The organism is Spirosoma litoris, assembly GCF_054776755.1.
The window spans coordinates 20,423-34,271 of sequence record NZ_BAAHBI010000040.1; the positions used below are offsets into that span (position 1 = coordinate 20,423).

At 47.4% G+C, this 13,849-nt stretch carries 9 protein-coding genes and 1 pseudogene; 3 read left to right on the plus strand and 7 right to left on the minus strand.

The window, feature by feature from the left end; genetic code table 11:
- The first annotated feature begins 4 nt into the window (after window positions 1–4).
- Window positions 5–559 carry a biopolymer transporter ExbD gene (locus tag ACYVGR_RS24670; protein WP_460961772.1) on the plus strand — a complete coding sequence of 185 codons (555 nt, stop codon included), beginning with the start codon at window positions 5–7 and terminating at the stop codon, window positions 557–559.
- An 88-nt stretch (window positions 560–647) separates the two neighbouring features.
- On the opposite strand, the gene ACYVGR_RS24675 is transcribed toward ACYVGR_RS24670, so the two are convergent.
- The 3 genes from ACYVGR_RS24675 to ACYVGR_RS24685 all read right to left on the minus strand — a co-directional run bounded on the left by ACYVGR_RS24675 (window position 648) and on the right by ACYVGR_RS24685 (window position 4,203).
- Window positions 648–1,016 carry a hypothetical protein gene (locus ACYVGR_RS24675; RefSeq protein WP_460961774.1) on the minus strand — a complete coding sequence of 123 codons (369 nt, stop codon included), beginning with the start codon at window positions 1,014–1,016 and terminating at the stop codon, window positions 648–650.
- Window positions 1,017–1,080: 64 nt separating this feature from the next.
- Complete coding sequence (locus tag ACYVGR_RS24680; protein WP_460961776.1) at window positions 1,081–2,136, minus strand: DUF4097 family beta strand repeat-containing protein; 1,056 nt, start codon at window positions 2,134–2,136, stop codon at window positions 1,081–1,083.
- A gap of 318 nt (window positions 2,137–2,454) precedes the next feature.
- Window positions 2,455–4,203, minus strand: a complete 1,749-nt coding sequence (locus tag ACYVGR_RS24685; protein ID WP_460961778.1) for a S41 family peptidase — start codon at window positions 4,201–4,203, stop codon at window positions 2,455–2,457.
- Window positions 4,204–4,702: 499 nt separating this feature from the next.
- On the opposite strand from ACYVGR_RS24685, the gene ACYVGR_RS24690 reads away from it, so the two are divergent.
- Together ACYVGR_RS24690 and ACYVGR_RS24695 are read left to right on the plus strand one after the other, a co-directional pair.
- Window positions 4,703–7,948: a SusC/RagA family TonB-linked outer membrane protein gene (locus ACYVGR_RS24690; RefSeq protein ID WP_460961780.1), complete on the plus strand. Its 3,246-nt coding sequence runs from the start codon at window positions 4,703–4,705 to the stop codon at window positions 7,946–7,948.
- Window positions 7,949–8,067: 119 nt separating this feature from the next.
- Complete coding sequence (locus ACYVGR_RS24695; protein ID WP_460961782.1) at window positions 8,068–9,504, plus strand: SusD/RagB family nutrient-binding outer membrane lipoprotein; 1,437 nt, start codon at window positions 8,068–8,070, stop codon at window positions 9,502–9,504.
- A gap of 252 nt (window positions 9,505–9,756) precedes the next feature.
- Here ACYVGR_RS24695 and ACYVGR_RS24700 read toward each other — a convergent pair whose 3' ends face one another.
- The 4 genes and pseudogenes from ACYVGR_RS24700 to ACYVGR_RS24715 all read right to left on the minus strand — a co-directional run bounded on the left by ACYVGR_RS24700 (window position 9,757) and on the right by ACYVGR_RS24715 (window position 13,755).
- Window positions 9,757–10,866 (minus strand): PA14 domain-containing protein, encoded by a 1,110-nt coding sequence (locus ACYVGR_RS24700; protein WP_460961784.1) that lies wholly within the window; start codon window positions 10,864–10,866, stop codon window positions 9,757–9,759.
- Between the two features lie 143 nt (window positions 10,867–11,009).
- Window positions 11,010–11,303: a hypothetical protein gene (locus ACYVGR_RS24705; RefSeq protein WP_157587750.1), complete on the minus strand. Its 294-nt coding sequence runs from the start codon at window positions 11,301–11,303 to the stop codon at window positions 11,010–11,012.
- Between the two features lie 229 nt (window positions 11,304–11,532).
- A pseudogene (locus tag ACYVGR_RS24710) lies at window positions 11,533–12,425 on the minus strand (dienelactone hydrolase family protein).
- A 157-nt stretch (window positions 12,426–12,582) separates the two neighbouring features.
- Entirely contained in the window at window positions 12,583–13,755 is a 1,173-nt protein-coding gene (locus ACYVGR_RS24715) for a serine hydrolase domain-containing protein (RefSeq protein WP_460961787.1), read from the minus strand.
- Window positions 13,756–13,849 lie beyond the last annotated feature (94 nt).

Below are 13,849 nucleotides of genomic sequence, written 5' to 3' on the forward strand. Positions count from 1 at the left end.
TGCCATGACAACACGCCGAACTTACTCACCTGTACGCCTTGATTTTGCTCCCTTCGTGGGGGTAGCCTTATTGATTATTGTCTTTTTTGTGTTTACGAAAGCGATTCGACGCCCTGTGATTATGGGTGTTACGGTACCCGCTGGTTGCCAGAAATATGAATCACCCACCTATCCGAAGAAGATCGTCACCCTGTTCCTGTTGAATAACAACCGCATTGGGTTTATGCAGCACTGGCATGGAGACGATATGGTTGAATTGCAGCAAACGGATTTCAGGCCAGAAGGCATCCGCAAACTGTTGGCAACGGTTGGGAAATCGGCTGAGGGCAATGAGGTGGCTGTTGTTATAAAACCTACTTCGTTGGCTACCTTCGGCAACGTTGCCACTGCGTTGAAAGAACTCAAACTTGCCGAAAATCTGCCTTATTTATTCGTATCTGATCTTAGTGCGAATGAGCAACGTATGCTGAGTTATTACGAGCGTATTTTTATGCGAGACTCATCGATGCATGATGCCGTGTTTTTGAAAGTACCGCCTTATTATCTGGCCGACAACTGATAGGCTCTAATCACACTAATTACGGTGCTGACACTAATCAGGGCTATGAAAAGAAAGGAAGGCCATACTTGTAAGTGTATTCATACCCCTAAGACTTACTTCGACCTGATTTGCCACGATCCAGCGTTCGTTTTAATCGCCCGCCAACGAAGCTGCCTATAAATGACAAAATCATTGAACCGTAGAGACCGAAGTTTTCGAGTTCAATGTGGAAGGAATTGGTGGGGTGTTTAAGGAAGAACATGTAAACGATCCAGATCGAGCCGGCCTGAATCAACGCTAGAAACCAACCTTTGCGGGGTTCCAGAAAACCGAGGGTTGTGGCTAGAATAGTAGCGACCAGATAGGGGAGATGGGCAGCAATAGCGACTCGTATGCAATACAAAATAAGGGCGCTGCCAAGTAAGGTCAGGATACTATTGAGAAAGAGCCGTCGGTCAAAAAAGGGAGTGGCCATAATAAAATGTAGGATATATGATGTATTGTCGGTCATACACCATATATCCTACATCCTACATCTCTTATTGGTTCACGTAAACGCTGCCGCTGCTGGCGGTCAGGGTTACAGGAATACCACCGCCGTTCAGGGTTCCTCGAACGCGGTCTTTTTCCGTATCGCCGTTGAAATTGTTCAGCGGGATCTTGATGCTATTGCCGCTCAAATTCAGCGTGATTCCTTTGTCGAGGGGCATTTTTACCCGAACGCTTCCGGCGCTGGTCGATAACCGAACAGGGCCGGTCAGTTTCGAGATACTCACGTCAACACCACCTGCACTGGTGCTGGCGTCGATACTACCAATAATATTGGCAATCCGTACTGACCCACCCGAAGTGCCTGCTTTAATATCGCCCTCAAGGCTTTCGCCGTTGATGCTGCCACCACTGGTTTGTGCATCGATATCGCCTTTCAAATCCGAAAGACGGATACTGCCGCCCGAGGTATGCAGACGCATGTTGCCTGTTGAGGATTTACCTTCAATCGATCCACCAGAGGTTTGTAGATCCAGCCGTCCTGAGCTACCAGCCTGACAATCATCGAAGTGAATAGAGCCGCCTGAAGTTTGTCCATTGATATCGCCATCTACATCGTTCATGTGCAGGCTACCACCACTCGTGCGGAATTTCTGGTTGCCGCTCAGAGAGGCCAGATGAATGCTGCCACCCGATGTGCGCAGGTCAGTAGTAACCTTGCGAGGAGTGTAGAATTTGAAGCTGATACTTAAGCTGTTTTTCCAGTTGTTAAGATTATTGTGGCGTTTGGCCGTGGCGACGATGGTGCCGCCTTCCTGAGCAATCGTAATATCGTAATCCTTCAACCGATCTTCGATTTCGGCTTTGTCGAGGTTGCCGTTTCCGTTGTTGCCACGGACGTACATTTCCACTTTGGCGTTCATATCGGTACCGCCTTCAATGGTTAGGCTACCGCCTGATGTTTCGGCACGAACGGCGTTAATATTGCCTGAGAAAGTTTTGACTTGGTAGGGTGTATCCCGGTCGTCTTTAGGATTATTGGCAAGGGCTGTCAGCGAGAAAGTGGCTACGCCTAGTAGAGTTAGGAAGAACTGATTGCGTTTCATTGGATTTGTCTTGTTTATAAAGCAAAGATGCTAGTCTGGATACGAAGGTTGCATGCGGTTGAATTTCTTCTGCTTTTAGCAACGGATACAGATGTAACAGTAGGGTAGCAAGCGGTGTGCCAGTGAGATAAATAGCTGAAAGTCAGGTATATATGTTTTTTTGTATTTATGGGAAGTGTCCGTCAACGGACAACAGTTGTTCGGTGGTGGACAGTGGTTCATAAGTAATAGCCCCTCACCTTAGTTCAAGGTGAGGGGCTAAAAAAATAGAAGTTACTCCCCTCTCCTAAAACAGGAGAGGGGTTGGGGGTGAGGTAATTATTTCTTCTTTTTAGGTGCAGCCACCGGTTTCTTCACCCCCAGATGATTCAGGGCCGCTTCTAGTACTGTATCTCTACCGGCCTGCCAGTCTGCGGCTGTGGGTTTAACCAGAATGGCGGGTTGGATGCCTTTGGCGTTCCATTCGGTACCGTCGGGATACATGTCGCGTTTGGTGCAAACGCGTGCCATCACGCCACCGGGAAGCGAGAAAGCTAACGGCTGGCCCGTACTGCCACGTGTTGGTTCGCCAATGATTGTTCCGCGTTTCATAGCATCGAATGCAACCGCAAAATCTTCGGCTGCTGAAAATGTTTGAGCACTTATCAGCACGATTACCGGGTTTGTGTATAGACTCTTTCCATTTGGTGGCCAACTGTTTTCTCTTATAGGCTCAAACACAACGTTTTCGCCCTGTGCCCGGCGTAATGGACTATAGATTCTTGATGAATAAGAATCCGTTTTCATGGGCTTGTCGGTTAGGTAACCTAGTATATCCCAACCGTAATCACTGTCTCCTCCGTCATTCAGCCGTACGTCGAGAATTAGGGCGTTTGTTGTCGCAATCGAATCAAAAGCGGCTTTGAACCCCTTGAGTGCCTGATCGTTTTCGAAATTGTTGAGTTGCACGTAAGCTACATTGCCCGGCAAAATTCTGAAGTTAAAGGCAGGGGATGGTTTTAATTTTGAATAACCCGTTCGAGGTAGTACTCGACTAAATGTTTTTCCCGATGGTTCTCGAAAAGTAATCGCAACGGGTTTATCTTTCGGACCCCGCAACAGTTGGTAAGTATAAGTCGCTACGTCGATGTTTTGCAGAGTCGATCCGCTTTGATAAGGCCGTATAAATCGGTTGGCGTATTCGATGATGGGCAAACCGTCGATACTAACGAGTTCGAGCATTGGTCGAATGCCCGTTTTTTCTAAACTATCCGATCTAACCTCCTGAATCAACACTTTGCCATCAATTAATACGGGTACAATAGGCGGTTGCCGGGATGTTGAATCGGCGAGTGTCGCATCGCTGGCCCAAACGTCGGTATGGCCATCGTGGAGCTGTGCACAAAACGCCTGGAGTACACGCATGTACTCTACTGTAGAGCGGGTGGCCCGAATTTTTGGGAGATAATCGAGGTAGAGTTTATCCCAGTCTACGTCCGGAATATGGTCAAAATAGGCAAAATTGTATTTCGCTTCCGACCATAATTTCGAGAGTCCGGCCACTTTTTCATCTTCGCTAATATCGGATTTATAAGGTGTTTTAAGGGCTGTGGAGTTGAATATACGGTCGGCCGCTTGTGCTTTCGCTAATAGCGGTATGAGCGTTGGGTTTTTTCGGACGGCGGCAAATTCTGGAGTATCATTAATAACCGTCGCATAAGCGGAAGCTGCCTTTCCCGTCAGCGGATAAATCAGTGTTTGGGCAGCGGCTACGTTGTTGCCCAATTTCACCTGGATGAGAGCCAAGTTAATTGAGACATTACTTTTCCAATAAAACAGCGATTCGTCTTTTTTTGCTAATTCCTGCACATCAGGGCGATGATAATAGACAAGGGCATCCAGTAATATCTGTTCTGCCTTTTTCAAACTGTCGATAGGCGGCTTGTCGAAACCTTTCTGGACCATTCGGGCGCGGCCTCGTTCATTCTGTAAATACTCGTAAGCCTGGGTACTGGTTAGCGTAGACTGGGCATATGAAGCACTCATACTGACAATGATCGTCAGTAATACCCTTACAGCGTAATTCATAGCAATTGATTTAGGATACCTAAAGATGCGCCAACGATATGGGAATGGCAATAGGATAAGTTATAGGTAGACTTTTTAATCTGTATTGTGAATACCGCACTGTTTATAGGTAATTACTGAATTATCAGAATAAGTATAATTCTATATTGATATGTTAATTAAATTTTGAATATTTTAAAGAATATAAAATTAAATTTGAATATAAATATTATTAATAGAATATAATTGGTAAAATATAAAAATTATAAGAATATACTATTGTAATTATTGATTTTATGGAATTATATTTGGATTAAAAATATGCCTGCTCAGGGCGTATTTTTTTTAATGATGGCTAAGTCTTGATCGGTCTGATTTATACCTGCGGCAAGAGTCTCGCTGCAAGCCTACCCCGAGTTTTTATATCGCTTATATAAAGTACGTACCCGTTGCTACAACGACTGATCAGTTGCTGTATTCACCTGTAATTTTTTCTTTTTATAACCTAACGTAAAGTGAGATGCGAAACAGAAGTTTACTACTCATGTTGTTTTTAGCTCTTTATGTACCTGTACAGCTCTTTGCCCAGAGCCGGGTCATTAAAGGGATTGTTACATCAGGCGACGACAACGGGGCCGTGCCCGGTGTAAACGTCGTGATTAAAGGCACCAATATTGGTGCATCGACTAATGCAGAAGGGGCTTATTCTATAAGTGTTCCCGAAAATTTGTTAAAAAACGGCGTTCTGATTTACTCCTTCATCGGCATGAAAACTACTGAGGTGCCTATTGGCAATCAGAGCACCATTACAGTTAAATTACAACACGACGAAACTTCGCTGGACGAAGTGATTGTCAGTGCGTTAGGTTTTAAGGAGAACGCCGATAAACGGGGTGCGACAGCCTCGAAAATTGAAGCGAAAGACATCGTTCGCTCCGGCGAAACGGGCGTAATCAATGGTATGTCGGGGAAGGCGGCTGGCGTTCAGATTACCAAATCGGCGGGCGACCCTGGGGCGGGTTCCTACATCCAGATTCGGGGACAGAATACCATTACGGGTACTACGCAACCGCTGGTTATTGTGGATGGTATTCCCATCAGTAATTCGACGCTGGGCGATGGCGCAGCTGGGGTTACGCAACAGTCTCGTCTGAACGACATTAACCCCGAAGACATTGCGTCGATGCAAATCCTGAAAGGAGCGTCGGCAGCCGCTTTGTGGGGATCGCGGGCGGCCAATGGTGTAATCGTTATTACGACCAAAAAAGGGGCTAATAGCGATAAGGTCAATATTTCGTACAGCACGACCGTTTCGTTCGATAAACCGAATTTATTGCACCCTTTGCAGAGCAGTTATGGCCAGGGGTCGGATGGTGTGTATAACCCAACCGTTGCTAACTCCTGGGGCGACAAGATTGCCAATCGGGCCGGTGGCGATGATGTGGTTAACCTGAACGGTGCTCGTTTTGAGGCTTATAGCGGAAAGACGTACTACCCAATTATTACGAAAAACTCGAAAGAAACCTATAACGACGCCCGTAAGGATGCCGTCTTCCGGACAGGTACCTACATTGATAATAACCTGTCTGTCAGTGGTGGTAACGAAAAAGGCAACTTCTATTTGAGCATTGGCGATCTGCGCCAGAAAGGTATCATCAACGGCCAAAGCGATTACAATCGGACAACGCTCCGGTTCAACTCCGAACGCCGGTTCAACGATATTATCAAAGCGTCTACCAACGCGACTTACGCCCGGACAACCTCGAACCGGATTCAGCGTAGTAACAGTGTAAACGGTCTTTATATTGGTTATCTGCGTTCGGCTCCTGATTTCGACAGCCGCGATTATATCGGTAACTACTTCTCATCGCCCACGGCTAGTGCTATTCCCAATCGGCAACGTTCGTACCGGAACTATCTGGGAGCCTTGGCAAACCCAATCTATAACGATCCGTTGTGGGCTATCAATCAGCTAACTAACTTCTCGGAAGTGGATCGTTTCATTATGAGTTCAGAATTGCTCATTACGCCAGCGAGCTGGTTCGATGTTACAGTCCGTGGAGGTATTGATGCCAACACCGATCACCGGATTACGAACTATCCGGTCAACTCGGCGGTCAACAGCGGTTTGGGAAGCTACGAGGAGAACATCTACAAAGAATCGGAGATGAACGGCGATGTCATCGGGCGTATCTTCAAAGATTTCGGTAAGAATATCACGAGTACGCTGATCGTAGGCTTCAACGTGAACGACCGGAAATACCTCAATATCGGTGGTACGATGAATACATTCATCATTCCGGATGCACCCGCCAACTTTGGTAACTCACTGACATCCAATGATGCACCTTACCGGACAACCACGCATCGCCGGATGGCCCGGATGTATTCGACATTGAACCTTGGCTTCTACAACCAGGTATTTTTAAATGCCTCGTTGGCGGGTGAGTCGGGTTCTACATTCGGTAGCCAAACGAAATCGACATTCTACTATCCATCGGCCGACGTGGCCTGGCAGTTTACACAATTGCCTGTTCTGCGCGACAATCCAGTGCTGTCGTTTGGTAAACTGCGCGCTTCCTATGGTACAGTGGGGGTTCAACCCGATGCCTACAGAAACACAACGACCTACGTAAATGCGTCGTTTAGCAGCTGGGCCAATACACTTAGCGGTTCGGGGTATGGTAACGGCGCTTATGTTCGAAATGCTACCCAGGGCGACCCATTCCTGCAGCCTGAACGGAAAACAGAATATGAATTGGGTACCGATCTGCGCTTCCTGAACAACCGATTAACGGCAGGTTTCACCTATTACTCCAACGAAATTACCAACCTCTTGCTGAACGTCGCGACAGCCGGTTCGACAGGTTACACCTCGAAATACACCAACGCGGGTTCGATGACCAATAAAGGGTGGGAGTTGGAGCTGCACTACAACATCCTGAACAAGAAAGGATTTAACTGGAATGTGTTTGGTAACCTGAGCCGGAACATCAACCGGGTAACTAACCTGGCTGGTACGGATATCATTACCTTGGGTGGTTTCAGCAGCACGGCCAGTACAGTAGCAAAAGTAGGTTATGCCATGTCGTCGCTCTACGGTGGTACCTACCTGCGTACTGAATCAGGCGCGCTCAATCTGAACGCCAATGGTTTCCCACAAGTGGCTTCTCAGTTCGGCGTTATCGGCGATCCGAACCCAGATTATCGGGGTGGTTTCGGTACGAACTTATCGTACAAAAAGCTTTCGCTGAACGTTCTTTTTGAGACCTTCCAGGGGGGCGATTTCTACAACGGTACACGGGGTGTTCTTTATAACTTCGGTACGCATGCCGATGTAGGTAACGAAGTAACACTAACGAAAGACCTGAAGAACTACGCGGGTAAAACCATAGCCGCCGGAAGTACCGTTCGGGGTAACATTCAGGACTTTGGCGCTGGTCCTGTATTGCTCGACCAATCCTATTATACCTCTATTGGTGGTGGCTTCAGTACGCTGGTAGAGCAGTTTATTACCGATGCCAGCTGGACTCGTATCCGCGAGATTTCGTTAGGCTACTCGATCAGCTCGCCGGGCTTCCGTAAGAAAACCAAATTGCAATCGATCGATGTAACGGTGACGGGGCGTAACCCGGTTCTGTGGACCAAAATGGTGGGTATTGACCCAGAAACAGCGCTTAACGGGGCCAGCAACTCACGCGGACAGGACTACTTCAACAGCCCGAATACAAAGTCATTGCTGTTCAGCATAAAAATCAATTACTAATTCTCACGAAAAAAATCAGATTCTGTTGATTCTTTGAATTCTGTTGATGCTTTATCAGAAACAAGAGAATCAACAGAATCCAGTAGAATCGGTTTCATCTAATTTCGATCAGTATTACTATGAAACACATACATAGATCAGTTTTTGCTCTTTTGATTGGACTCCAGTTCTTCTCCTGTTCGTCTATTGTCGAAAACCTGAACGTTGACCCCAACAACCCGACTGCCTCAACGGGTAGCCTGCTGCTTACCGGTACCGAGATTGCCAACATGGCCACACAGGAAGGCATGGCTAGTCGACTGACAACCATCTGGGACGGCTATGCGTCTGGTGCTGACCGGCAATGGCTGGATTATTACAATTACAACGTGACCGCCGGGATCTATGATGCCGACTGGAATCTGGTTTACCAGGCAACTAACGCCAACGCTCTGCTTACCATTGAGAAAGCCAACGCACTCGGGAACCGTAAAATGGCCGCTATTGCTAAAATTCTACGGGCCAATGCTTTAGCTACGGGGACACAACTCTGGGGTGATATTCCATTCGATCAGGCAGGTGATATTATTAAATACCCCAGTCCGGCGTTTGAGCCTCAGGCAACGGTGTATACAAAACTTCTCGCCCTGCTGGACGACGCAATTGCCGATCTAAAATCAGGGGTTGGTACTGTTACATCGGAGGATATTCATTTTGGGGGCGATGCGACGAAATGGACGCAGGTTGCTTATACCCTGAAAGCCCGGTTACAGACCGATCTGAAACAATATGATGCTGCCTATACAACGGCTCAAACAGGAGTGAGTACGTATGCTAATTCGCTCTATGCGCCACATGGCAATACTGCCAACGTAAACCAGAATGCGTATTTCTCCTTTCTGGCTAGTTCTCGAACTGGCGACATAAACGCAGTCGGTGCGTATAACACGACGATTCTGAACCCGACAAGCGCTAAATACAGAGGAAACTCGAAAACGATTGAGACAGCCCGGTTCAAGTTTTATTACCTGGAAGTTGGTGTCAACAGCCCTGGTAAAATTGAGCCGAACACAACGGGGACAACGGGTTTCTTTGCGCAAACAGCTAGTTTCCCGCTGGTTACGTATCAGGAGAATATTTTGACACTTGCCGAGACGGCCTTGCGTTCAGGCAAAGGTTTTGCAACGGCGCTTGGCCATCTGAACGCGTATCGGGCCTGGTTGAATACGGGGGGTAATATTAATGCGGCTTATCTGACCGCTGGTGCGTACAAATATGATCCCTACGTAGCAGCTGATTTTGAGGCTGGTGGTATTGAAAATGCCGATGGCATCACGGCTGATAACGCGCTGCTGCGGGAAATTCTGGAAGAGCGTTATGTGTCGTTCTACGGTCAACACATTGGCTGGGATGATGAGCGCCGGACCCGTGCCGAAGCGTATGGTATCAAACTAACGCCGAACAATGGTACGCAACTGCCCTGGCGGTTCATTTACCCACAAAATGAATTGAACTCCAACGCAAACGCCCCAAAACCAGTACCCGCTACGTTTGAGGCACCCGCTGTTTATAAATAGTATTTGTTAATGTTGCTTAAGCTTTTCCTTCTATAGGAAATTCTAGGCTTACTTTTTGTCATTCCAACGTCAGGAGGAATCTCAAGCTTGACTAATATATAAGCTTGAGATTCCTCCTGACGTTGGAATGACAAAAAAACTATTCAGTTTTGCTGACTTGCGAAATGTTGGCTATACCTCTGTGCTCTTTATGACTCTATGTTTAGAGATAAACTAAGGCTTTCCGCTTATTTGCACCTTCTACCAGCTTCCTTATCGAATTGTAATCTCTACCCGCCGGTTTTTACTCCGTTCGCTTTCAATCTCATTATTGGCAATGGGGCGCGTGCCGCCGTATCCGGTAGCGGTAAGGCGATCTTCGGCAACGCCATGCCGAATTAAGTAAGTCATAACAACTTTAGCTCGATTTTCAGATAATGCCAGATTCAGCCTTGGGTCGCCGACGTTATCTGTATGTCCCGCTACGTTGATGCGCCAATGTGGATTTGCTTGTAGAGCGGCCACAAGTTGATCTAGCTCTGCTGATGATTCTGGCAACAATACATAGCTGCTTTGTGCAAACTGAACCTGACGCAACGCAAACGTCTCGCCCGATTTATGACCATCGAACGGGTTTGGTGTTGGCGCTAATGGAGGAGTTGCTTGAGGAACTGTATTGACTGTGGGCTTAGTCCTTGCCACTGACTTTCGGTCGAGCGGCAAGGATATGCTAGGCGCAGGTTTAGAAATAATCGATTTAGAGCGTTTGGGAGTAATCTTAGCCGGTTTGGGTATAGGCAGGACGGGCTTGATTGATTCGTTGAGTACGGTGACTCGTTCGGGTGGTGCCTTTTGAAAGAAATATTGGGCGGTTATGGACTCGCCGGGGTTACTGACACCGTTGAAAATGAGTTTTGGAGCATTAGGTAATAGCCATAGCAGGTCTATTGCACCGCCGAGCATATCGTTAAAATAATCGACTCGCAAATCGTAGAACTTGCCAGCTTCCAGAATAACCCGGCCACTAAAATGATTCGAATCATTCAACTGCCAGGAATCTATTACCTTTTTATTTCCAACCCATACCCGAATCCCATCATCTACTTTCGCATTGAACGTATAAACGCCCGACATGGGTGCCATTAGTTTACCCGTCCAGCGAATGGAGTAATAAGATTTGGGCATTCCCGGCCCCGGAGTGCTTTGTAACCAACTGAAATTGCGCTTTGGCCAGTCGAAACTGATGGCGGGATCAATGCGGGTGAAAACTTTATGTTCGAAATTCGTTCCGGTGTAATACTCCCCTTTCAAACCTTGCTGAGCGTGTGTCGGTAGCGTTCGAAGTCCTAGAAATACGCCCAAAATCACCAGTATCGCTTTCATAAATTAACCTAAACAGGACTTTCGCACAAAACCGTGCCACGGTTTTGTGCGAAAGTCCTCCAAAAATAGCTCGCGACTCTAGGTGGTAAGCGCAAAAATAAGTGGGATTATCCTATCTCCATTGGTTAGTAAATTTTTAGCATTTATCTAGCCCTCAGCAGTGTTCGTTGCTTCACTAAATCTTCTCGCTTCACGAACGTGATGGGCACAAACTCATCGGTTGGGGAGCCAATGTAATAAAGCGTCCAGTCCTGGTCATAATCGGCCAGTAATTGGCGAATGCATTCCACCCGGTCAAAGGTTGGAACCCGGCAATCACCCCAGTAAAATAGTTCGACCCGGTAGTGCAGCGCCTGCTTCTGACCGTTGATGGTCACGTCGATTTCGATGTCCTGTTTGCCAGGCAGCGAAGAGATGGGAATGGCGATGTATGACATAGTTTTAGGACAAGAATAAGTGATTGACAGTATAGATTTTAGCTCATAATCCCATAATCGCCCAAATGTTATACCAGTAAGAGTAAGTCGCTGATAAATAATTTGTTATATAAATAAAAAGAACGCACAATGTCCGATTTCGGACATTGTGCGTTCAGTAGCGGACAGGAAAATTCGTATAGAAAACTGGATATTTTGGGCAGGGAGGTGCCTCAATGGCTCCCAGCCGTTACGTCAGCTTTGCTTTGAAAAAATCAATTGTACGCTGCCAGGCCAATTCGGCCGCGGCTTTATCGTAACGGGGCGTTGTATCGTTATGAAAGCCGTGATTGGCATTCGGGTAGATGTAAGCCGTGTATTCTTTATTGTTCTTTTTTAGAGCCTCTTCGTAGGCTGGCCAACCCGCATTGACGCCTTTATCCAGTTCGCCGTACTGTAACAGTAGAGGAGCTTTTATTTTAGGAACATCGTCGGCTGCTGGCTGACCACCGTAAAATGGTACAGCGGCTGCTAAATCCGGAATGCGTACGGCCATCATATTGGCAATCCACCCACCGAAGCAAAAACCAACAACGCCAATTTTACCATTGCAATCTTTATCCTTTTTTAGATAGTCGAAGGCAGCAATAAAATCCTCTAGCATTTCATTGCGATCTCGTTTGCTCTGGAGGGCGCGCCCTTCATCATCAGTACCCGGGTAGCCACCCAATGGACTTAATGCGTCGGGAGCAATGGAAACGAATCCTGCCAGAGCGGCTCTCCGGGCCACATCGGCGATGTGCGGATTTAATCCCCGATTTTCATGAACGACGATGATACTTCCGATTTTCTTGGTCGTACCCTTCGGCTTCGATAATAAGGCTTTGATCGTACCGCCACCTTTGGGCGACGGATAATTGACATAGTCAGATTCCAGGCGAGGATCGTCGGCTTTTATTTGAATCGCTCCCTGGTAATCAGGCATCAGGAAACTCATCAGCGAGGCTACAGTAATCCCGCCCACTCATAGACCGACAGTTTTTGTACAAAATCGCGCCGGTCAATGCGGTTGTGGGCATAATCATCGTAGAGGTCAAACACCTCTTGTTTGATGTCTTCTTTATGGATGTTGCTGGGTTCCATACGTAGGTCTGTTTGGGGCAGATGATGAACCGGTAAATTGATGCCCCAAGTTAATGGATTTTTGTCATCCCGACCGGCGGACCGGTCGGGATGACAAAAATATCTCACGTAGCTAGTTTTACCCTATACCACTACGAACGGACAGTATGGAAATCAATCAATTCGGCAACATAACCGCCCGCTCGTCCATCGCTTTGGTAATCTGATTAACCAGCGTCGTAATGCGGGACGCGGTCTTACGATCACACTCGTTCGAGAGAATTACAACGCCCATCTTCAATTCGGGATAATTGACGCATAAACTGCTATAACCGGGAATGTTGCCGTCCTGCCAGATAGCCCGATAACCGGACGCTTTCAGCATTTGCCAGTTCAACCCGGACGAATACCGGTCGACATCGCCCCAGGTTGGTCGGTGGGTTAACTTGGCGGCTTCTGTTTCTTCGGTCACATTCCATTGGATGTAGTTCAGCATATCGGCTACGGTCGATTTCAGTGAACCGGCACCCTGGAGTTGATCCGGAACAGGTGGCATCTGAAGGCCATCGCAATTGTATCCTTTCGCAAAGTCAGCTTCTTCGGCTGGCGTCAGCTCAATTTTGGTATCGCTCATGCCCAGTGGCTGAGTTAGTTTCAGACGCACAAGTTCTTCGAACGATTGGTTATAAACGCGCTCTAAAATATAGCCCAGCAACTGAGCCCCTGCATTCGAATATTTAAACATATTGCCCGGCATCGCATCCAGTTTCACCTTATGCAGATCGTCGTAGAAATCGGCTCGGGTATAATGCTGGAGGAGTTCGGTGGCAATGGCCGAGGAAGGTATGGCGGTATTGGCAAACGCATCGGGAACATCGGGCAACAGAAACGGCAAACCCGACCGGTGATTCAGCAAATGAAAGAGCCGGATGGGCTGGCCGTTATATTCCAGATTAGGATAACTTCCTGTCAGATATTTACGGATATCATCCCCCAGTTTCACTCGTTTTTCCACAACGGCCTGGGCTAATAAGGCACCCGTAAACGTCTTGCTAATGGAGGCAATTGGATAAATCGTTTGGGCGGTTGGGAGCTGCTGTTTGCCTTTGTCAACCGTACCATAATTGTACACGTACGTTTTGCCATCCTTCAAAATACCTACCGAGAGGCCAACAGCTTCGGGCGCTGTCATGAATTGCTGAGCAGCTTGCTCAACAATTGTATCGACCGAATTTTTCAGCGGGTTATCTGTCGACGCCTTTATCGGAAGCGTAACCAGTGCGGTGTAACGCTTCGGGTAAATAAGCTCCGATGGAAAGAGCAGAAGAGCAGAGATGAGCCAGGCATTCATGGGGCGTCTGGTTTTAGAGGCTTGCTAGTTGCAGTAAAGATGCAGTTTCCCGCAGGCGGGTTGCGTGGAGGGCACAAACAATCTCAGGTTGTTT

What these genes read in the sequence shown, in the direction of transcription:
- ACYVGR_RS24670 (WP_460961772.1), top strand. Translation starts at nt 5, where the DNA reads ATGACAACACGCCGAACTTACTCACCTGTACGCCTTGATTTTGCTCCC.
- ACYVGR_RS24675 (WP_460961774.1), bottom strand. Translation starts at nt 1,016, where the DNA reads ATGGCCACTCCCTTTTTTGACCGACGGCTCTTTCTCAATAGTATCCTG.
- ACYVGR_RS24680 (WP_460961776.1), bottom strand. Translation starts at nt 2,136, where the DNA reads ATGAAACGCAATCAGTTCTTCCTAACTCTACTAGGCGTAGCCACTTTC.
- ACYVGR_RS24685 (WP_460961778.1), bottom strand. Translation starts at nt 4,203, where the DNA reads ATGAATTACGCTGTAAGGGTATTACTGACGATCATTGTCAGTATGAGT.
- ACYVGR_RS24690 (WP_460961780.1), top strand. Translation starts at nt 4,703, where the DNA reads ATGCGAAACAGAAGTTTACTACTCATGTTGTTTTTAGCTCTTTATGTA.
- ACYVGR_RS24695 (WP_460961782.1), top strand. Translation starts at nt 8,068, where the DNA reads ATGAAACACATACATAGATCAGTTTTTGCTCTTTTGATTGGACTCCAG.
- ACYVGR_RS24700 (WP_460961784.1), bottom strand. Translation starts at nt 10,866, where the DNA reads ATGAAAGCGATACTGGTGATTTTGGGCGTATTTCTAGGACTTCGAACG.
- ACYVGR_RS24705 (WP_157587750.1), bottom strand. Translation starts at nt 11,303, where the DNA reads ATGTCATACATCGCCATTCCCATCTCTTCGCTGCCTGGCAAACAGGAC.
- ACYVGR_RS24715 (WP_460961787.1), bottom strand. Translation starts at nt 13,755, where the DNA reads ATGAATGCCTGGCTCATCTCTGCTCTTCTGCTCTTTCCATCGGAGCTT.